Below are 19,799 nucleotides of genomic sequence, written 5' to 3'. Positions count from 1 at the left end.
TTTCTGCGTTTGCATAATTTAAGACTAGAGGAGTTGTAAGTTTCATTTTCAATTGATGACGCTTACAATTATGAAGAAAATAACATATGATAGAAGTAAGGAGGAGGAGAGTTATGGGGAGAGAGTATAAGCATATTGAGACAATGGTAATCCATGAGGGGTACGAGCCGAAGCAGCATATGGGAAGTCTCGCAGCTCCTATTTTTCAAACATCAACGTTCGTTTTTGAAAGTGCTGAACAAGGTGAGAGACGATTTGCAGGTGAAGAAGAAGGGTATATTTATTCTCGGCTTGGCAATCCGACTGTAAAAATTCTGGAAGAACGCATCGCCATGTTAGAAGGTGGAGAAGCGGGACTTGCATTCAGTTCAGGGATGGCAGCTGTTTCAGCCGTATTACTTGCGCTAACGAAAGCGGGTGACCATATTATCTGCTCGCAAGGCTTGTATGGCTGTACATTCGGCTTACTACATTTAATGAAAGAAAAATATCATATCACACACGACTTTTCAGAAATGCTGACAGAGGAACAAATAGAGACATTAATCAGACCAGAAACAACGTGCATATATGTTGAAACGCCGATAAATCCAACGATGAAAATGATTGATTTAGAGATGGTTGCAAAAGTCGCTAAAAAACACCATATTCAAGTCGTTGTAGATAATACCTTTTCGTCGCCTTATTTGCAGACGCCGCTAGCTTTAGGCTGTAATATCGTGCTTCATAGTGCAACGAAGTATATTTGCGGCCATGGAGATGTAGTGGCAGGTCTTGTCGTGGGGGCACAAGAATTTATTAGTAAGCTAGCAATGACAACGCAAAAGGATATCGGTGGTATCATCTCCCCTTTTGATGCATGGCTTTTACTGCGGGGGTTGAAGACCCTGCCTGTCAGAATGGATCGACACTCATTTAATGCTGAAAAGCTTTTCAAAAAACTGAAGCAACATCCAAGTGTTGCAGCGGTCTATTATCCTGGGGATACGGAGCATCCTGACTACAATATTTCCAAAAAGCAAATGAAAGCCGGTGGCGGCCTTATTTCGTTTGAAATCAAAGGTGACAAGCAGGCAGCACAAAAAGTGTTAAACTCATTGCAATTAATTAAGATTGCAGTTAGCCTAGGTGATGCAGAAACACTTATTCAACATCCAGCCACAATGACTCATTCGGCTGTTCCTGTTGAGTCCCGTTTGAAAATGGGGATTACAGATCAACTAATTCGCCTATCTGTAGGTTTAGAGAATTGGGAAGACTTATGGGAAGATTTGAATGAAGCGTTGAACAGGATATGAGCTTAATAGAAGAAAGAGGATGTCTCTCCTCTTTCTTCGGGTGATGACTAAGAATAACTCCTATAAAAAATATATTAATCTAACGTATTCCTGTAGGGCCTCGAACAATGCCCTGCATAACACTCAGTAAGTTTCACTGTATCTCACGAATCGGGCTTTTACTGCCTGTTAAGAGTGTGATAAATTTTTTTCACTCTTTTCAACTGTGGCGGAGTTAAAAATTCTTCTCTTTCAGATAATACCCCTATGAAATCTTTCTTATTTTCGGCTGTCACAGCTAATAATGTACTTTCTGCATGCTGGGGGATTTGCTTGGGCAAACATGTTTGCAAATGCTGCAGGAGAAAAGGAAAGATTTTTTCACTACAGATTGGATCCGTTGCAGCAAGCTTTGATAAAGTCAAAATGCCCTTGTCTATCGTAATGACTGATCCATTTTTTATCGTTTGGAAAATAGTTTCAATATGATCCATGATCATATCAGTAGAAATTTCTGCAATGGTAGATAATGCAGTCATGCCACCCCATACTAACCGATTGTTCCTGCTTTTTAATAATTGGACAAAGTTTAGTGCATATGGACTGATTAACTCAGGTTTACACACGCCTATTTCATATGCGACCTTTATACAATCATTTTGGATCTTTTTATCTTTGTTGGACAGGTTTTTAATCACCTCTTTAATTCCATCTAGGTTATTATTTTCAACTAATTCATGGGCTAATTCTATATTTGGAACTTCGTCATTTCTGTTCATTGTGGATGATAGTTTGTCAATAATACTCATATATTCCCCTCTCTCACTGTTTACTTACTATTTAAGATACCAAAAGGAGTCAGATACTACCATCTGTTCAAGCTATAAATTGCTAATACAGTGTAATATTCCACAAGTGTGGAATACATTATCCTATCAATTCATATGATTGGTGGATCTTTCTATGGATATAGCTAAACAAGGCGAAGATCTAATTATTACTGGAGCGGGTTTTTTTGTGACGGGGACAGTCATAACCGCTATTGGATCTGCAAAAGTGTTTATCACAAGTACTGATACTGGACTGGAACTCATAGCCAGTCTGTATGATTTGACCTCACTAAGAGAAGAAAACATAACTGAAACGGAAGAAAAGCGTTATTAATTTCCTAAAATGACAATATGATTGCAAAAAATAGGGAATCATAGATGGGATAGGAAAATGCAAAAAATCACAAATTATGAGCAAAAATTTACACAAATCTATGTTTAGCTAGTATAATGTAATGAAAGTGTGTTATCACACTTTTTAAATGAAGCGGAACTATTCCGCTAAATATGTTTGTCCTTCGGGGTCGGGTGTAAATCCCAACCGGCGGTGATGAAGAAATTCTAAGCCCGCGAGCCTGTAAAAAGGCAGGACTTGGTGAAATTCCAAGGCCGACAGTAAAGTCTGGATGGGAGAAGGACATATGGAACTCATTAAATGGCAATAGTGAACCCTTTATTTTGAAAAATTCAAAATGAAAGGCTTATTTGGCTATATAATAAATCCATAATCTCCCTTTAGCTCCTTAGGTCGTCCCTAGGGGGCTATTTGTACATTTTTTTGTCGAAACATCAAAATGAGAAAGAGGGTGAAAACATGTTTACTGGAATTATCGAAGATGTCGGAACGGTCCAATCTTTAAAAAGAGGGATCCAAAGTATGGCCATTACGATTGAATCTCCGAAAATTGTTGAAGATGTTCAATTAGGAGATAGCATTTCAGTCAATGGCGTTTGTCTGACTGTCACTGAGTTTACGAATCATCTGTTTACAGTGGATGTAATGCCAGAAACCGTGAAGGCGTCAACAATCAAGCTGTTGAAACCGGGGGCAAAGGTCAATCTAGAGCGGGCGATGAGTGCGCAGGGGAGATTTGGCGGTCATTTTGTCTCAGGCCATATTGACGGCACAGGTACGATTATGAAAAAAGAACAGAAAGAAAATGCGGTTTACTACACGATAAAATTGGCAGAAGGATTAGCGCAATATTGTATTCCTAAGGGCTCTATAGCTATTGACGGGACGAGCCTAACTATATTTAGGATTGAGAAGAATGAGATCACAATTTCGCTAATACCGTTAACATATAAAGACACGATTCTAGGACAAAAAAACGTTGGAGAAGCCGTGAATATTGAAAATGATATGATTGGGAAATATATTGTTCAACAAATTAAAAATACTGGACAAACTACTGGATTAACAGCAAGTTTTCTTTTAGAAAATGGATTCTGATAAAGGCGGTGTATAGGATGTTTCAAACAATTGAAGAAGCAATCGAGGATTTGAAAGCTGGGAAAATCATTATTGTTGTCGATGATGAAGACCGGGAGAACGAAGGTGATTTTGTCGTATTGGCAGAAAAGGCAACGCCTGACGCCATTAACTTTATGGCGAAATATGGTCGTGGTTTAATTTGCACGACGATTACGAATGAGCTCGCAAAGAAATTAGACCTGCACCCAATGGTTGAGAACAATACAGATTACCATGGAACAGCCTTTACAGTTAGTATTGATCACAAAAGTACTACTACGGGGATCAGCGCGTTTGAACGTTCAACAACGATGCTTGCCCTTTTGGATCATGATTCTACCGCTAATGACTTTAAACGCCCTGGACATGTTTTTCCAATTATCGCTAAAGACGGCGGGGTGCTCGAACGATCAGGACACACAGAAGCTTCCGTTGATCTTGCCCGTTTATGCGGTGCTGAGCCAGCTGGAGTTATATGTGAAATTATGAATGAAGATGGTTCAATGGCGCGTGTTCCAGAACTTCAAATCATTGCCGAAGAACATCAGCTTACATTTATTACGATTGCCGAATTAATTCGCTATCGCAACCAACTTGAATCAAAACATAAAGAAACACCAGAACATGCTTAATTAAATAACATTTTTAGGAGGAATTATAATGGGGAAAAATTTTGAAGCACAAGTAATCGGAACAGGGTTAAAAGTAGGGATTGTTGTCGGCAGGTTCAATGAATTCATCACAGGAAAATTACTTTCCGGTGCAGTGGATGGACTTAAACGCCATGGGGTTAGTGAGGATGATATTGACATCGCTTGGGTACCAGGGGCATTTGAAATTCCGTTGATTACAAAAAAATTAGTGCAAACCAAACAATATGACGCTGTAATTGGGCTAGGTACGGTCATTCGCGGTGCAACCTCACATTATGATTATGTATGTAATGAAGCAGCGAAAGGCATGGCGGCTGTCGGACTTGAATCTGGAACGCCTGTGATTTTCGGTCTACTTACTACAGAAAATATTGAGCAAGCGATTGAACGTGCTGGTACAAAAGCAGGAAACAAAGGTTATGAATCAGCTGTTTCAGCGATTGAAATGGCGAACTTATCTACTTTAATCGGCAAATAAGGAATACGTATAATTGATTGACGGATTGTTCTGTGTACATATCGGCTAATTTGCTGATTTAAATATGTATTTGAATCCGAGGGAAAAAGGAGCCTATGTGCTCCTTTTTTCGTGCTTTGAACTAAAGTGACATATAAATTCCGATTCCAACGCAATTATGAGTTTTGCAATTTACATGTCGGGATAATATTTTGTGGAAAAGTGATGCTGCTAGAAGCAGGATTACACTGAAAAAAATAGTTTACCAATGCACCAAGGTTGGTGCAAAAAACCTCCTTATCGAGCATTGCGATCCGAAAATCAAATTTGTGAGCCAGATTGTCCTGATTGCGTGCCAGTATCGATAGTTTTCGCGCGGGAATGATCCCTTTTCGTGCGAGATTTGCGATTTGCGAGCCGGAGCTGATTGATGACTGGGCATTACGCACATTTTGATAGTTAGTCAAGCGTCGATCTAATTTATGTGATTAGCTTAGACTTTTGGGATATGTACAATATTTACAAAATATTCATCTCATTTAATAAGATGAAATGGTATATTAAGGGTATGGAAATATCATTAGTGGGGGGAATCCATATTAAACATTATCTATTTGATCTTCCAGGGAAAAACGGATGGAAAAGATACTTGCTATCATCGCTTATTATTTTGGTTTCTCTTATTGCAGGTAGTCTTCTATATGGCATATTGAGTGTGGTCACAGGCCTTCTAAACGAAGATGGCATCGTTTTTGATAATACATCGGGCGAGTTTGTTGGTATGGACCCAACGCTGGATTTATTGTTTATGAATCTAACGTACGTCATTTGGATGCTAGGGATTTGGCTTTCAATCCGGTTTGTACATAAACGGAAACTGAAGACGCTGATTACTGCCAATGATCGAATCAATTGGAAGCAAATCTTCGGTAGCTTTACAATCTATTTTGGTTTAATGATGCTATTAGAGCTCGTTTATCTCTTAATTTTCCCTGAACATTTTGCATGGAATGAATTTGAATTAGGGAAATTTTTATTCCTATTTTTTGTTGTTTTATTGTTAACTCCTATTCAAACGACAGTTGAGGAGTTAATCTTTAGGGGATTTCTCTTGCAGTGGATTGGAAAGATTGTGATCAACCCTATTGTACTAGGAGTCATCATGGCAATCGTTTTCGGATCGTTGCATTTTTTTAATCCGGAAATGGAGCGTTCAGCTATTTGGGTAGGACTTGATTATCTATTAGTCGGGTTTATGCTGACGTTTCTTGCTGTGAAAATGGGAAGCTCCGAGCTGTCCATTGGTGCACATGCAGCCAATAATATGTTTCTTTTCTGGTTTATCGGTGATCCACAATCTGTAGGTGGGAGTGTTCCTTCACTTACCACTGTGGTGCACAATGAACCGGCCATTTCCTTAGTATTGGATGGCCTTCTGTTTCTTGTTTTTTATATAATAGTAGTGAAGAGATTCAAGCCAAACGCAATTTAAACGATGGGCGAGAAAAGTCTAGATAAATGGTCTTTTTTTGCCCCTATTGTTTACGTCAGTCAAAATACTTTCAAGGCATTATGTAATAACTGAAAGCGCGATTGGGATGAATAAATTGAATTATCATAAAATTTGGTATAGAATAACAATGTTAACGTTAACATTTATGGATCAAAAAAACTGAAAGCTGGTGAAGATATGAAACTTTTTATGGGTGAAGATTTTTTATTAAACAACAAGACAGCGCTTACATTGTATAATGACTATGCGAAGAATATGCCAATTATTGATTATCATTGCCATTTGAATCCTAAAGAAATCTTTGAAAATAAGAAATTTAAAAACATAACTGAAGCTTGGCTATACGGCGATCATTATAAATGGCGGGTTATGCGGGCGAATGGAATCGATGAAGAATTTGTGACTGGAAATGCAAGTGATTATGATAAATTCATAGCTTGGGCGAAAACTGTTCCGATGACGATTGGCAACCCTCTATACAATTGGACGCATCTTGAACTTCAACGATTCTTCGGGATATATGATATTTTAGATGAAAAAACGGCTCCAAAAATTTGGGAAGAAGTAAATGCTCAATTAAACAGTGAGAACTTTGGCGCTAGGGATCTAATTCTAAAATCAAATGTTCAAGTGATCTGTACGACAGATGACCCAACGGACTCATTGGAATATCATGTACAGTTAGCTGAGGAGAATGAATTTAACGTAAGCGTTTTACCTAGCTTTCGTCCTGATAAAGGGCTTGAAATCAATCGGGAAACTTTCTTGCCATGGGTGGAGAAATTGGCAGAGGTTGCAAACCTTTCAATTGAAACATACGAAGATTTTCTTCAAGCTTTGGAGTCTCGTGTCCGCTACTTTCACTCGATTGGTGGCCGAGTTTCCGACCATGCGATTGACGTCATGATGTATGAAGAAACGACGCAAGAAGAAGCAGCGGAAATTTTTGCATCCAAACGATCAGGAAAGGAAATCACATCTGAAGAAGAAGGCAAGTATAAAACGTATACATTAAGTTTCCTTGGGAATTTGTACGCAGAATTAGGCTGGGCAATGCAGCTGCACATCAATGCCTTGCGAAATAATAATACGAAAATGTTTGAGAGACTTGGACCAGATACAGGATACGATTCGATGAATGATGGGAAAATTGCTAAACCACTCGTACGCTTATTGGATGGTCTTGATAAAATGAATGCTTTGCCAAAAACAATCCTATATTCATTAAATCCTAATGATAATTACGTGATTGCCAGCATGATCAATAGTTTTCAAGACGGTGTAACTCCTGGAAAAATCCAATTTGGAACGGCTTGGTGGTTTAATGATCATAAGGATGGAATGATGGATCAAATGAAAACATTGGCAAATGTAGGACTGCTTAGCCGTTTTCTTGGGATGCTGACAGATTCCCGTAGTTTCCTCTCTTATCCAAGACATGAATATTTCAGAAGACTTGTTTGTAATTTGATTGGCGAATGGGTCGAAAATGGGGAAGTTCCCTATGACAAAGAGTTATTAGAAAAAATCATCAAAGGAATTGTCTATGAAAATGCTCAAGAATACTTTGGTTTTGATAATCCGTCAGAATAGCAGAGTGTTGAATGAATCTGCGTATCAGTTATTCTTATGCTAAATAAATTATACGGTCTTAAAGGATGAATGAAATGGTAACGATTAAAGATATTGCAAAACTAGCAAATGTATCTCATACAACGGTTTCGCGCGCCTTAAATAACAGTCCTTTAATTAAAGAGGATACAAAGAAGAAAATTATTGACCTTGCCAATCAATTAAACTATTCACCGAATTATAATGCGAAAAGTCTCGTCTTACAAAAGTCACATACGATTGGCCTTTTTTTCACAAGTATCGAAAAGGGAACTTCTCCTAGTTTTTTCTCAGATACAGTAAGAGGAGTAAACCGTGTGATTAGTGGAGAATATAACTTGTTTGTTCGAGGGATTGACGACTATAAAGACTTTTCTTCTATAACGAACCATCGTTTTGACGGCGTTATCCTCATGAGTCAATCTGATGAAGACCATATATTCATCTATCATATCTTGAATCAAAAAATTCCATTAGTCGTCTTAAACCGAGAAATGAATGAAACGTTGATTCATAACATCTTATCAGATGATCGGATCGGTGCTTATGAAGCCGTTACCTATTTAATTAATGAGGGCCATCGCGATATTGCAATCATTGAAGGAATAGAGGGCTTTAAATCGACTAAAGAAAGAAAAGAAGGATATATTCAGGCAATGATCGATGGCCAGATTTCTATCAAGAATGAGTATATCTGTAAAGGGAAGTACGATATGGCGAGTGGATATGAAGCGATGGAGTCCCTACTTTCTTTAGAAAAACCGCCTAGTGCCGTGTTTTGTTCCAATGACGATATGGCAATTGGAGCGATGAATGCGGCGTTTGCTCATAGATTATCTATTCCAGTGGATATTTCAGTAGTTGGCTTCGACGATATTGGATTTTCACAGTATACAAATCCAAGATTAACGACGGTCAAAAGGCCAATTGAAAAAATCAGTATGCAAGGTGCAGAGAAACTATTACTGCTAATGGAGAGGCCCGATTTGCCAGTCGAGCGCATACTAGTGGAAACGGAATTGAAAATCCGGGATTCCGCACAAAAGCTAATTTATTAAAGAACTCATCCCCGAACAAGATTATCGGGATGCGAGTTCTTTAAATAAAAATGTTAACGTGTGCAAATAAAGGGGGAAAATAGAATGAAGAGATTGAGTAGTGAGATATGCCCGCAATCTAAGAAGTATCCTGAAAAGGTGCTCCAATTCGGTGAAGGGAACTTCTTGCGTGCATTTGTAGATTGGCAAATTGCTGTTTTAAATAAGGAAACAGATTTTAATGGCAGCGTTGTTGTCGTTCAGCCGCGTGGGTCGGAAAAAATTAAACGGCTAAACGATCAAGACGGACTTTTTACCCTTTACTTACAAGGCATGAAAGATGGCAAAGAAGTAGAAGAGCATACGATCGTGAATAGTATTAGTAGAGGAATTGATCTTTTTAATCACTATGAGAAATATCTAGAATTAGCCGAAAGCGAAGAGCTCCGGTTTATCATTTCTAACACAACTGAAGCTGGAATTTATTATGAACCAACTGATAAGCTTTGTGATGCACCGCAAAAAAGCTTTCCTGGAAAATTAACGTCTTTTCTCTATCATCGTTACCGTGCATGGCAAGGTGATTCCACAAAAGGCTGCATTATCATTCCTTGTGAGCTCATTGAAGACAATGGCCAACGTCTTAAGGAGATCGTCTTGCAACTAGCTGATTTATGGAATCTAGAGAAAGGATTTCACACATGGATTCATGAATCCAATATATTCTGCAATAGCTTAGTTGATCGAATTGTTCCAGGTTTTCCTAAGGATACAGTGGCGAAAAAAACAGAGGAACTGGGATATACCGATGAATTAATGGTTGTTTCAGAGCATTATCATTTATGGGCAATTGAAGGACCAGAATCAATCAAAGAAGAATTGCCAATTGACCAATCGTCCATCCATGCATTTATCGTGGATGACTTGTCTTCTTACCGAACTAGAAAAGTCCGTCTTCTTAACGGTGTTCATTCAGCGATGACGCCAATTGCCTATTTATATGGCGTAGACACAGTAAAAGAAGCGGTAGATCATGAAATCATCGGGGCATTCATAAAAGGTTTGATGTCAGATGAAATCATTCCAGCTACGAATTTATCCAAAGAAGAATTGACGGCCTATTCCCATGAAATATTAGCGAGATTTGCTAATCCTTATATTCAGCATTATTTACTTAGTATTGCTATGAATTCCATCTCAAAATTCAAAGCAAGAAATGTTCCAATTCTACTTGATTATGTAAGGCGAACAAATTCATTACCAGAAAAACTTGTCTTTTCACTAAGTTCCTTATTGTATTTTTACAAAGGGAAGCGGGGAGAAGAGAGCATTCCATTAGATGATGATCCGTCTCTTTTGGAGTTTTTCAGAAATGAATGGGGGGCGGCATCTTCGATAGATCAATATGAGAAAGTGGTTTATGCTGCTCTTGGGTTACAGGACGTATGGGGTCTTGATCTAAATGACATTCCAGGATTGACGGAAAAAGTGACGAGAAATCTGATCGAAATAGAAAAGAACGGAATGAAGAAAGCGCTTAAATGTATTGTGGAAGGGGGATGAATGGAAAGGAGATCAGTAAGAGATTTACTTCAAGAAGGGGGGGGGAGTACAGGTAAGGGAATCCGAATTAAAGGATATTAACAGTAGTGATTTAGGATCTAAAAAAGTCAAAAATAAAGAGGGAAGCAGATATTAGTACCAAGTAATAAAACTTAGTGATAAAATGGATGTATCTATCCATATAGGAGTGAAAGTGAATGTATACACCTGTCGCTAAGTTAGTGAGATTCCTGTTAAAGTTACGTGGCAAATTGATTGTGAAAAATATCGAGAATCTGCCTGTAGAGTCTGGCTATGTCATTGCTTGTACACATCGAGGGTGGGTTGACATTCTGGCGCTCGGCGTCTCGATTTTACCTGCGGAAATTCATTTTATGGCTAAGAAAGAATTATTCCAGAATAAAGCAATCGGTTGGTTTCTAAGGAAAATCAATGCATTTCCTGTTGATCGTGATAACCCTGGTACGAGCACGGTGAAGATTCCGATTCAATTATTAAAGCAAGGTGAGAATGTGGGGATTTTTCCTTCTGGCACGAGAACATCTGATGAGGTTCCGTTAAAGCGGGGAGCGGTTACGATAGCGAAATTAGCTCGTGTGCCAATCGTGCCAGCTGCTTACTCTGGTCCAACCGGTTTTAAGGATTTATTTAAAAAGCAGCCGATTACGATTATTCTTGGTGAACCGATTTATCTAGATTCAGCTAAGAAAGGGAAGGATGAGCTGGACCTTGTAACAACGGAATTATCGGATGTCTTTAAAGCATTGGAACAGCGTATAAGCTCTTAATTGTTTGAAAGTTGTTGTTGTAATGGTAAAATATCCTAGACTGTTTTTGGTGTAAACGCCTTCGCTCATGCGCACTTATTAAAGTCGTTTTTTCTTTTTACTAAGGCCTTTAATTATGAAGGAAAATGCCAAATTAGGGTAAGCTATAAAATATCTGTTTTTAGGAGGGGTTATATGTACCATCTCTTTTCACATAATGATTTAGATGGAGTCGGCTGTGGAATTGTCGCTAAGCTTGCTTGGGGGAATGAAGTTAAGGTGAGCTATAATTCGATTGCTCGATTGAATCATCAAGTGGCTGAATTTCTTGAAAATGCTACGGGAATGGACACACTCATTATTACTGATTTATCTGTGAACGAAGAGAATGAAAAGAAAATTAATGAATATGTTGCTGCTGGCGGAAAGGCATTGTTAATTGATCATCATAAATCGGCGCTGCATCTGAATGAACATGCTTGGGCGTCTGTAACGGTTGAGCAGGAAGATGGCAAGTTAACATCAGCTACATCACTTTTATACGATTACTTAGCTACAAACGACTTGCTTACAAAAACAAAAAGTGCAGATGAGTTCGTTGAATTAGTGAGGCAGTATGATACATGGGAGTGGGATGTAAATCAAAATTTCACTGCAAAGAAATTAAACGATCTTTTCTTCATGATATCAATTGATGAGTTTGAAGGGAAAATTTTGACGAAACTCAATAGGAGCGAACCGTTTCAATTTGATGAGATTGAAAGTAAGTTACTTGATGTTGAAGAAAGCAGAGTAACACGTTACATAAATCGAAAAAAGCGTGAAGTGTATCAAGTGGTTATAGGAGAACATTTAGCAGGCATTGTTCATGGGGAAAACTATCATTCAGAGCTTGGGAATGAGCTTTCCAAAGAGTTTACCCACCTTGACTATATTGCGATAGTAATGGTCGGTAGTAAACGAATTAGTTTACGAACGATTCACGAAGCTGTGGATGTTTCTGAAATTGCGGCGCTTTATGACGGTGGTGGACATCGCAAAGCTTCAGGATGTAACTTAACTGAGAAGGCATTTAAACAATTCGTTGAACAAACATTCTATTTGGAGCCGCTAAAGCGTGATGCCTATAACAATCATTATAATTTGAAAGGTGCTCCAAGCGGTTCTCTTTATAAAGGGAAAACTGACGAATCAATTTTTGTGTATCAAAAAGGTAAGGGAGATTGGGTGATTGAGGTAAATCAGAAACCACTTACAACAACCTTCCCTTCATTTGAAGCAGCGGAAAAGCATGTGAAGAAGGAATTCTTTGCAGCGTTAGTTAGAGATGCGGATTGGATTGGCCATTTACTAAAATTCTCACCTTATTATAAAAAATAAGATGGTGTCCCAAAGGGTCAGACCTCACATTCTATGTACCGTTTATCGTGTCATTTACACGTCCTAAACGATATATTAGATGTGAGATCTGGCCTTTTTGTTATAGGGCATCCTCTTTTTTTTGACTACTTTTCAGCAAAATTGCGGATAATAAAGTAGGTCATTATAGGAATATATAATGGTACTAGAAGAACCTGCAACGTTAAATCTACCTTGCTTTGACAAGGCTTGTTAGGAGCTAGATCGTTATGTCATGGAAATTTATTTTTTCATATGAATTTATAAATCATGTAGCAATTTCAATAGGAATCTTTTTACTATTCCTTATTTTTCGGAAGATATTTGCAAAGTATGTTATTGCGCTTCTTTTAAAAGTAAGCCAAAAAGCACCACACACTTTTTTTTATCACATTTTTTTATCATTTGAAAAACCGATTCAGTGGTTGTTCATTCTATTAGGTATTTATGTTTCTGTTTGGTATTTCCCATATTTGGATCATGCGCATGTGTTATTTATTAAATTAGTAAAATCCACGATTATCTTTATTGTCGGTTGGGGATTGTATAACTTAACATCTTCATCTAGACTTGTTTTTGCAAGGCTTAACGAAAGATTCAATTTTGAAATCGATAAGATACTCATCCCGTTTTTGTCTAAAGTATTACGAGTTATCATCGTAGTCATCAGTTTTAGTGCGATAGCAGAGGAATTTGATTATAATGTTATTGGTTTTGTTGGAGGGTTAGGTTTAGGCGGACTTGCAATTGCCCTAGCAGCAAAGGATGCAATTGGTAATTTATTTGGAGGAATCGTTATTATTACCGAAAAACCTTTTACAATTGGGGATTGGGTTTTGACACCTAGCGTGGAAGGAACCGTTGAGACGATTACTTTCAGAAGTACGAAAATACGCACATTCGCTCAAGCACTCGTAACAGTACCTAATGCAAAATTAGCAAATGAAACAATCACGAACTGGAGTGAAATGGGGAAAAGGCGAATTGTGTTCAACATAAGTGTCACGTATGAAACGCCTAAAGATAAATTAGAAGATGTGATTAAACAGATTGAGTACATGTTAAAAAATCACGTTGACGTCCACCAAGACACAATCGTTGTTAAGTTTGATAAATACGGGATAGATGGGCTAGACATTTACTTATACTTTTTTACGAAAACAACCGTCTGGATAGAATTCTTAAAAATAAAAGAAGAAATTAATTTTGAAATAATGGATATTCTTGATAATGAAGGGGTTTCTCTTGCGATACCGAATAGAAGATTGTATGTAGATTCAAAATTAGAAGCAAATAGTAAAGTTGAGTATGAAGGATCTTGAAGTGAGGATACTGATAGTGCATTAAACTGCTGAACTTGGCGACATGATCTGAAAAATTTGCTATCGAAAAAACGATAATTGATAAAAACACACGTCTAAACCATTCAAATTATTTAAATGGTTTAGACGTGTGTTTTTTAGTATGGAAGTTAAATGGAGAAAGTTATGACTATACCTACGGGCACGACAAATATGAATCATTTGATGATTCAAAAACCTAGAGGCCTCAACTAGCTTATCTGTTTAAAAAGAGGTAACTACTATCATTCTCCACTTTAACGTTTTCAGAAATTATGTCCTATATTTTTCATTCAATCACCAACCTGATGTGCTGTTGAGATTGAATATTATACAAATATTGTAATGGTTCACCTAAAAATGAGCGAATATGTTTTAAATTACCTGGGGCAGAGACAGTATAATATCGTGAACTTCAGGTAATTTTTTCAATAAACTGCTAAATAAAGCACTTTCATTTCTGGGTTTTTATTTTAATTAACCTAAAAATCGAAATTATCTTTCAATTTACATAATCCTGTGTTAATATTTTAAAATATTAAAATATTAACACATTATATGAAAGTGAAGTGAATCTTATGCCACAGATGTTAGCTTTAGTTATTCTTGTATTAATTTTATATATAGGTGACGTAGTAGCTGTTCGTACAAAAGCCTGGGTACCGTCTGTATTCGTTTGTGCTGTACTATTTCTGATTGGATATTGGACATTTTTCCCTACAGACATCGTAGCGGTGGCTGGAGTACCACCAGTGGTTGCGACGATGATGATGTTCTTATTAATTACAAATATGGGGACTTTGCTTTCTCTTCAAGAATTGAAGAATCAATGGAGGACCATTGTCATTGCCCTTTCTGGTGTTTTAGGAATTATCGCGATACTATTTACGATTGGAACATTAATTTTCGACTTTAAAACAGTCGTTGTTGCCATTCCTCCATTAGTAGGTGGAATTGTATCAGCGTTAATTATGTCTGAAGGAGCCAAAGAAGCAGGACTTGCGTCTTTATCTGTATTTGCAATCGTCATCTACGTTATGCAAGGATTTGCAGGATATCCCATTACTTCAATTGTATTAAAAAAGGAAGGGAAAAGATTACTTGAGAAATACCGTAGTGGAGAGCTGACAATCAAAGATGCGAAAAATGGTGTGGAAGTAGAAAAAGAGCAGGAACTTAAACTTTTCAAATATTTGCCGGAAAAATATAATACGGAATATTTCAAATTTTTTAGACTAGCCTTAGTTGGTTACCTTGCCTATCTTGTCTCTACTTTACTTGCGCCGTTCGTAACGGTAAATGCACTTGTCCTATGTTTATTGTTTGGGATTATCGCAAAAAGTGTCGGATTTTTGGAAAAACAACCTTTACAAAAAGCGAATGGGTTCGGTTTCTCCATTATGGCTCTTATGCTTTTCATTTTCGACGGTTTGCAAAAGGCGACACCAAGTATGATGCTTGAGATCTTATATCCTCTTATTGTTTGTATTATTTTAGCAGTCATCGGAATGTATATATTCTCATTTATTATCGGTAAGGTTTTAAAAGTGAGTAAAGAAATGGCGTTTGCTGTATCGTTAACAGCCTTATATGGGTTTCCAGCAGACTATATCATCACGAATGAAGTCATCAAGTCTTTAACGAATGACGAGAAAGAAAAAGAAGTGCTAACGAGTCATATGCTGCCACCAATGCTCGTCGGCGGTTTCATCACTGTTACAATCGTGTCTGTAATATTAGCAGGTATTTTCGTAGGGTTTTTGTAAACAAGGAGGGATATTATGGAAGAGTCTCAACATCGAATTGAAAGCCATATAAACGCTTTGAGTGCATTTACATCAACACCTGAAAAAGGGGTTACTCGCCTTACGTACAGCAAAGAAGATTTGCAAGCAAGAAATTATATCAAGGAAAAAATGAAGGAATATGGCCTAACCGTTTCGGAAGATGGTCTCGGTAATATTTTCGGAAAGCTTGAAGGTAGTTTAAAAGGTGGACCGAGTGTTCTCATCGGTTCCCATTTTGATTCTGTCCCGAATGGTGGGGCGTATGACGGGACTGCCGGAGTTGTTGCAGGTTTGGAAGTTGCCGCTCTCTTTTCTGAAAATCATTTAAAACCGAAATATCCCTTGGAAGTCATCGCGATGGTCGAAGAAGAAGGATCAAGATTTGGTGGCGGACTGATGGGATCACGAGGAATTATCGGTTCACTGAGTGCGGATGATTTTAAAAATCTAAAAGACAAAGACGGCATCTCGACGGAAGAGGCAATGTCAAAAATCGGACTAGATTCTTCATTAGCCAAAGAGAGAAAGCCAAATACAATAAAGGCATTTTTGGAAATGCATATCGAACAAGGTCCGATTCTAGAAGAAAAGAATATTCCAATCGGTGTTGTTGAAGCTATTGTTGGGTTGGCTCAATTGGAAGTGACGATAGAAGGGCGAGCAGGACATGCCGGTACAACTCCCATGGATCGCCGCTCAGATGCATTAGTTGCCGCAGCGAAGATCATTGCCCAATTGCCGGATCTTGCAATCGATGAAGGAGAAGGGGCAGTCATCACAACAGGTCGTCTAGAAGTATTTCCAAATGGAGCCAATGTCATTCCAGACAAAGTTGTATTTTCTGTGGACATCAGATCTGGTAAGGAAGAAAACGTACGAAATATGATTCAAAAAACAATAGAATTGATACAGTCTCACAGTGAAAATGGAATCCGAACATCTGTTGAAGAGCTTTTGTTTATTCAACCAAAAGAGTTGAATACAGACATTCGCTCCTTATTGAAACAAGAGAGTAGTAGATTAGAAATCCCGTATTGCTCAATTAATAGTGGTGCCGGTCATGATGCGATGATTTTTTCTGATGTTACAAATGTAGGGATGATTTTCGTTCCAAGTAAAGAGGGTCTTAGCCATTGTCCAGAAGAATGGTCAGATGCACGTCATTTGGCCGAAGGCGTCCAAATTCTTTTTGAAGCTGCGAAGCACTTAACGGAGGTTGAATAAAAAGTGATTCATCAAAAAATTAAAGAAGCAATTCAGACATATAGCGAAGAACTAACAGAGTTACGCAGAAAATTCCATAGTGAACCTGAGTTATCATGGGAAGAAGAAAACACAACCGCATTCATCTGTGAATATCTAGAAAATCTAGGAATTCCTTATCGTAGAACAAATCCTACTGGTGTCATTGCAAATATTGTAGGGGCTCAGGCAGGAAAAACTGTGGCTTTAAGAGCTGATATGGATGCATTACCTGTTGAAGAATTGAACAAAGATCTTCCTTATGCTTCAAAAGAAGATGGCAAAATGCATGCTTGTGGTCATGATTCACATACAGCCATGTTGCTTATTGCAGCCAAAGCTCTAAATGAAAGAAAAGCAGAATTGCCTGGAACTGTCCGATTAATATTTCAGCCTGCTGAAGAAGCAGCAACAGGTGCACGAGAAATGGTGAAGCAAGGAGCAATGGAAGGCGTTGATAATGTATTCGGTATTCATATATGGTCACAAATGCCGACTCATAAAGTTTCATGTACACCGGGACCATCTTTTGCTTCAGCAGATATTGTCAGAGTGACATTTAAAGGAAAAGGCGGTCATGGCGCTATGCCACAAGATTGCATCGATGCAGCAATTGTCGCCTCTTCTTTCGTCATGAATGTTCAATCAGTTGTATCAAGAACGATTGACCCGCAAAAACCTGCCGTTCTAACGATAGGCAAAATGGATGTAGGCACACGGTTCAACGTCATTGCCGAAAATGCTGTCATCGAAGGGACTGTCCGTTGTTTTGACAATGAAACGCGAGCTCATATTGAACAACAAATCGAGCAATACGCTGAAAATGTCGCCAACATTTACGGTGCAAGCGCCAAAGTTGAATATATCCGCGGAACCCAACCGGTTATTAATGATGAACACAGTGCTAAGTTCGTACAAAAGGTCGCTTCAGAAGCATTTGGTGAGGATGTTTTATATTCTGAAAAACCGACAATGGGTGGCGAAGACTTCAGCTTCTATCTAGATGAAGCCCCTGGTAGCTTTGCATTAGTGGGGAGTGGAAATCCTGAAAAAGATACGGAATGGGCACATCACCATGGCAAATTCAATATTGACGAAGACGCTCTTGGTACTGGAGCAGAACTATACGCACAATATGCATGGGCATATTTGAACGAATAACAGAGTAAACAAAAGAAGGTGCAAAACCAATGGGTTTAGACATTATACACTTCACGCAGACTAAATTTCTTGTACAAAGTGTAATGTCAAGCTCTTTTGGACACCTTCTTTGTCTTGTTTCTCGGATGCGTTACATGGTTTTTGTTTCTGAAAGAGAATTGCGAGCGGGAACGGGCAAACTTTACGAGTCAGAAAAGAGAATTGCGAGCGGGAACGGGCCCTTTACGTGCCAGAAAAGAGAATTGCGAGCGGGAACGGGCCCTTTACGCGCCAGAAAAGAGATTTGCGAGCCGGAACAGGCCCTTTACGCGCTGGAATCGAAATTTACACACCAGACTAAAATGAACAGATTGTATGGAGCCCCATTTTGTCAGAGTACACTCTTTTAAAATTTAATATTTTCCCGATCAGTTCCATCTACTCGCTTTGTCGCCACTAATAAAACTGTGATTGCTTCTTAATTAAGCTGCATGCATATTATCTCACCTCTCGCACTTTGTAGACGCTTACAATAAAACTCACCATTCTTGTAGACAAAGAATGATGAGATAGATATAGGTATATGCAACATCGTTTGAACACCTTGTTTTTGCTGTATCACCTTAAGGCATAAAACAGTATGATCACACTTCTCACAACAACAGCGAATCAACTACTATAATGAATCTTACGGTGATGACAGGCTTTATCGATCGAAAACTTTTGTCCCAAATTTACAAAGTTACTTCATTGGCAGTAACAAGATGAATTCCGTTCTCTTTTGCAAATTCTTGATATGTTTCATCTGGTAGGGTGTCGGTAATCAGATAATCAATCTGATCTAATGTGCAATAAGTCATTACAGCAGATTTATCAAATTTAAAATGATCAACCAATAAATATACTTCTGAACTTCTTTCCACAACTGTTTGTTTTATTTCGTTTTCAAGAGGTGATGAATTAGTTACACCATTAGTTATGGAAATACCTGTTGACGCCATGAACGCTTTGTTAATATTATATGCCTTTAATAAATCCATTTTCTTTAAAATCGCAAACGATTTCGTTTTACGGTCCAACATTCCGCCCGTTGAAATGACATTTAAATTTTCATATGGGAGAGAATTAATAATAAAGTCAAGATTATTCGTAATAATTGTCAATTCTTTAGTCTTTAAAAACTCGAACATTTCTAAAGTCGTTGTCCCTGAATCAATAAATATAATATCCCCATCCTCCACATATTGTGCGGCTGATTGAGCAATTAATATTTTTAGTTGTTGATTACGTGAGATTCTTTCCGTAAAGGATACAAGTGTTGAATGATTCACAGCGACTCCACCATATACCTTTTTAATTTCTCCGCTTTCGACTAACAACTGAATATCACGTCTAATTGTATTTTTGGATACATTAAACACTTTCACAAGTTCATCAAAAGATACAGTTTGATGTTCAAAAATATAATCTCGAATTAGGTTAATTCGCTTTACTTTTATCATAGTTACCCATCCTTATTTACTTATATATTAGTGTTTCGTTACATTGTCATAGAGTCATTAGATGATAACATGTAAATATGTCTCCATAATATAATACATTTTAACAAAATCGACTATCAAGATAATTGGTTATAGTATGTCATATTAGATAGACTATATCAATACTTAACCAAAACTTAATCATTATATTTAATGACATTAAAAAATA

The 19,799-nt window shown here is 37.8% G+C and carries 16 protein-coding genes, 1 pseudogene and 1 riboswitch; of the genes and pseudogenes, 15 read left to right on the top strand and 2 right to left on the bottom strand.

Annotated elements, in window-relative coordinates:
- The first annotated feature begins 113 nt into the window (after window positions 1-113).
- Window positions 114-1,298, top strand: coding sequence for a methionine gamma-lyase (gene megL, locus HNP81_RS08870; protein ID WP_182502360.1), 1,185 nt, complete (start codon window positions 114-116; stop codon window positions 1,296-1,298).
- A 158-nt stretch (window positions 1,299-1,456) separates the two neighbouring features.
- Here megL and HNP81_RS08865 read toward each other — a convergent pair whose 3' ends face one another.
- Window positions 1,457-2,086, bottom strand: a complete 630-nt coding sequence (locus HNP81_RS08865) for a hypothetical protein (protein WP_182502359.1) — start codon at window positions 2,084-2,086, stop codon at window positions 1,457-1,459.
- Window positions 2,087-2,240: 154 nt separating this feature from the next.
- On the opposite strand from HNP81_RS08865, the gene HNP81_RS08860 reads away from it, so the two are divergent.
- The 14 genes and pseudogenes from HNP81_RS08860 to HNP81_RS08795 all read left to right on the top strand — a co-directional run bounded on the left by HNP81_RS08860 (window position 2,241) and on the right by HNP81_RS08795 (window position 18,110).
- Window positions 2,241-2,441: a hypothetical protein gene (locus HNP81_RS08860; RefSeq protein WP_182502358.1), complete on the top strand. Its 201-nt coding sequence runs from the start codon at window positions 2,241-2,243 to the stop codon at window positions 2,439-2,441.
- A 176-nt stretch (window positions 2,442-2,617) separates the two neighbouring features.
- Window positions 2,618-2,749: riboswitch (FMN riboswitch) on the top strand.
- A 172-nt stretch (window positions 2,750-2,921) separates the two neighbouring features.
- Entirely contained in the window at window positions 2,922-3,560 is a 639-nt protein-coding gene (gene ribE / locus HNP81_RS08855; protein WP_028389891.1) for a riboflavin synthase, read from the top strand.
- Window positions 3,561-3,577: 17 nt separating this feature from the next.
- Window positions 3,578-4,204: pseudogene (ribB, locus tag HNP81_RS08850) on the top strand (3,4-dihydroxy-2-butanone-4-phosphate synthase); the annotation flags it as partial.
- Window positions 4,205-4,241: 37 nt separating this feature from the next.
- Complete coding sequence (gene ribH / locus HNP81_RS08845; RefSeq protein ID WP_028389892.1) at window positions 4,242-4,712, top strand: 6,7-dimethyl-8-ribityllumazine synthase; 471 nt, start codon at window positions 4,242-4,244, stop codon at window positions 4,710-4,712.
- Window positions 4,713-5,259: 547 nt separating this feature from the next.
- The gene (locus tag HNP81_RS08840) at window positions 5,260-6,183 is read left to right on the top strand and encodes a CPBP family intramembrane glutamic endopeptidase (RefSeq protein ID WP_182502356.1); all 924 of its coding nucleotides are present in this window, start codon (window positions 5,260-5,262) and stop codon (window positions 6,181-6,183) included.
- 198 nt (window positions 6,184-6,381) lie between these two features.
- Complete coding sequence (uxaC, locus tag HNP81_RS08835) at window positions 6,382-7,797, top strand: glucuronate isomerase (protein WP_182502355.1); 1,416 nt, start codon at window positions 6,382-6,384, stop codon at window positions 7,795-7,797.
- 74 nt (window positions 7,798-7,871) lie between these two features.
- Window positions 7,872-8,873 (top strand): LacI family DNA-binding transcriptional regulator, encoded by a 1,002-nt coding sequence (locus HNP81_RS08830; protein WP_182502354.1) that lies wholly within the window; start codon window positions 7,872-7,874, stop codon window positions 8,871-8,873.
- Window positions 8,874-8,957: 84 nt separating this feature from the next.
- Window positions 8,958-10,415 (top strand): tagaturonate reductase, encoded by a 1,458-nt coding sequence (locus tag HNP81_RS08825; protein WP_182502353.1) that lies wholly within the window; start codon window positions 8,958-8,960, stop codon window positions 10,413-10,415.
- A gap of 197 nt (window positions 10,416-10,612) precedes the next feature.
- Window positions 10,613-11,203 (top strand): lysophospholipid acyltransferase family protein, encoded by a 591-nt coding sequence (locus HNP81_RS08820; protein ID WP_182502352.1) that lies wholly within the window; start codon window positions 10,613-10,615, stop codon window positions 11,201-11,203.
- A gap of 174 nt (window positions 11,204-11,377) precedes the next feature.
- Window positions 11,378-12,562, top strand: a complete 1,185-nt coding sequence (locus HNP81_RS08815) for a DHH family phosphoesterase (protein ID WP_028389898.1) — start codon at window positions 11,378-11,380, stop codon at window positions 12,560-12,562.
- A 248-nt stretch (window positions 12,563-12,810) separates the two neighbouring features.
- On the top strand, window positions 12,811-13,902 hold the full coding sequence (locus HNP81_RS08810) for a mechanosensitive ion channel family protein (protein WP_028389899.1): 1,092 nt from the start codon (window positions 12,811-12,813) through the stop codon (window positions 13,900-13,902).
- Between the two features lie 596 nt (window positions 13,903-14,498).
- Complete coding sequence (locus HNP81_RS08805; protein WP_182502351.1) at window positions 14,499-15,686, top strand: hypothetical protein; 1,188 nt, start codon at window positions 14,499-14,501, stop codon at window positions 15,684-15,686.
- Window positions 15,687-15,701: 15 nt separating this feature from the next.
- Window positions 15,702-16,931, top strand: coding sequence for a Zn-dependent hydrolase (locus HNP81_RS08800; RefSeq protein WP_182502350.1), 1,230 nt, complete (start codon window positions 15,702-15,704; stop codon window positions 16,929-16,931).
- Between the two features lie 3 nt (window positions 16,932-16,934).
- Window positions 16,935-18,110 carry a M20 family metallopeptidase gene (locus HNP81_RS08795; protein ID WP_182502349.1) on the top strand — a complete coding sequence of 392 codons (1,176 nt, stop codon included), beginning with the start codon at window positions 16,935-16,937 and terminating at the stop codon, window positions 18,108-18,110.
- Window positions 18,111-18,823: 713 nt separating this feature from the next.
- Here the strand turns inward: HNP81_RS08795 and HNP81_RS08790 are convergent.
- Window positions 18,824-19,591, bottom strand: a complete 768-nt coding sequence (locus HNP81_RS08790; protein WP_028389904.1) for a DeoR/GlpR family DNA-binding transcription regulator — start codon at window positions 19,589-19,591, stop codon at window positions 18,824-18,826.
- Between the last annotated feature and the right edge of the window lie 208 nt (window positions 19,592-19,799).

The sequence above is a fragment of the Peribacillus huizhouensis genome, assembly GCF_014138605.1.
GTDB lineage: Bacteria > Bacillota > Bacilli > Bacillales > DSM-1321 > Peribacillus > Peribacillus huizhouensis.
This window is presented reverse-complemented; position numbering and strand designations above follow the sequence as displayed.

What these genes read in the sequence shown, in the direction of transcription:
- megL (WP_182502360.1), top strand. Translation starts at nt 114, where the DNA reads ATGGGGAGAGAGTATAAGCATATTGAGACAATGGTAATCCATGAGGGG.
- HNP81_RS08865 (WP_182502359.1), bottom strand. Translation starts at nt 2,086, where the DNA reads ATGAGTATTATTGACAAACTATCATCCACAATGAACAGAAATGACGAA.
- HNP81_RS08860 (WP_182502358.1), top strand. Translation starts at nt 2,241, where the DNA reads ATGGATATAGCTAAACAAGGCGAAGATCTAATTATTACTGGAGCGGGT.
- ribE (WP_028389891.1), top strand. Translation starts at nt 2,922, where the DNA reads ATGTTTACTGGAATTATCGAAGATGTCGGAACGGTCCAATCTTTAAAA.
- ribH (WP_028389892.1), top strand. Translation starts at nt 4,242, where the DNA reads ATGGGGAAAAATTTTGAAGCACAAGTAATCGGAACAGGGTTAAAAGTA.
- HNP81_RS08840 (WP_182502356.1), top strand. Translation starts at nt 5,260, where the DNA reads ATGGAAATATCATTAGTGGGGGGAATCCATATTAAACATTATCTATTT.
- uxaC (WP_182502355.1), top strand. Translation starts at nt 6,382, where the DNA reads ATGAAACTTTTTATGGGTGAAGATTTTTTATTAAACAACAAGACAGCG.
- HNP81_RS08830 (WP_182502354.1), top strand. Translation starts at nt 7,872, where the DNA reads ATGGTAACGATTAAAGATATTGCAAAACTAGCAAATGTATCTCATACA.
- HNP81_RS08825 (WP_182502353.1), top strand. Translation starts at nt 8,958, where the DNA reads ATGAAGAGATTGAGTAGTGAGATATGCCCGCAATCTAAGAAGTATCCT.
- HNP81_RS08820 (WP_182502352.1), top strand. Translation starts at nt 10,613, where the DNA reads ATGTATACACCTGTCGCTAAGTTAGTGAGATTCCTGTTAAAGTTACGT.
- HNP81_RS08815 (WP_028389898.1), top strand. Translation starts at nt 11,378, where the DNA reads ATGTACCATCTCTTTTCACATAATGATTTAGATGGAGTCGGCTGTGGA.
- HNP81_RS08810 (WP_028389899.1), top strand. Translation starts at nt 12,811, where the DNA reads ATGTCATGGAAATTTATTTTTTCATATGAATTTATAAATCATGTAGCA.
- HNP81_RS08805 (WP_182502351.1), top strand. Translation starts at nt 14,499, where the DNA reads ATGCCACAGATGTTAGCTTTAGTTATTCTTGTATTAATTTTATATATA.
- HNP81_RS08800 (WP_182502350.1), top strand. Translation starts at nt 15,702, where the DNA reads ATGGAAGAGTCTCAACATCGAATTGAAAGCCATATAAACGCTTTGAGT.
- HNP81_RS08790 (WP_028389904.1), bottom strand. Translation starts at nt 19,591, where the DNA reads ATGATAAAAGTAAAGCGAATTAACCTAATTCGAGATTATATTTTTGAA.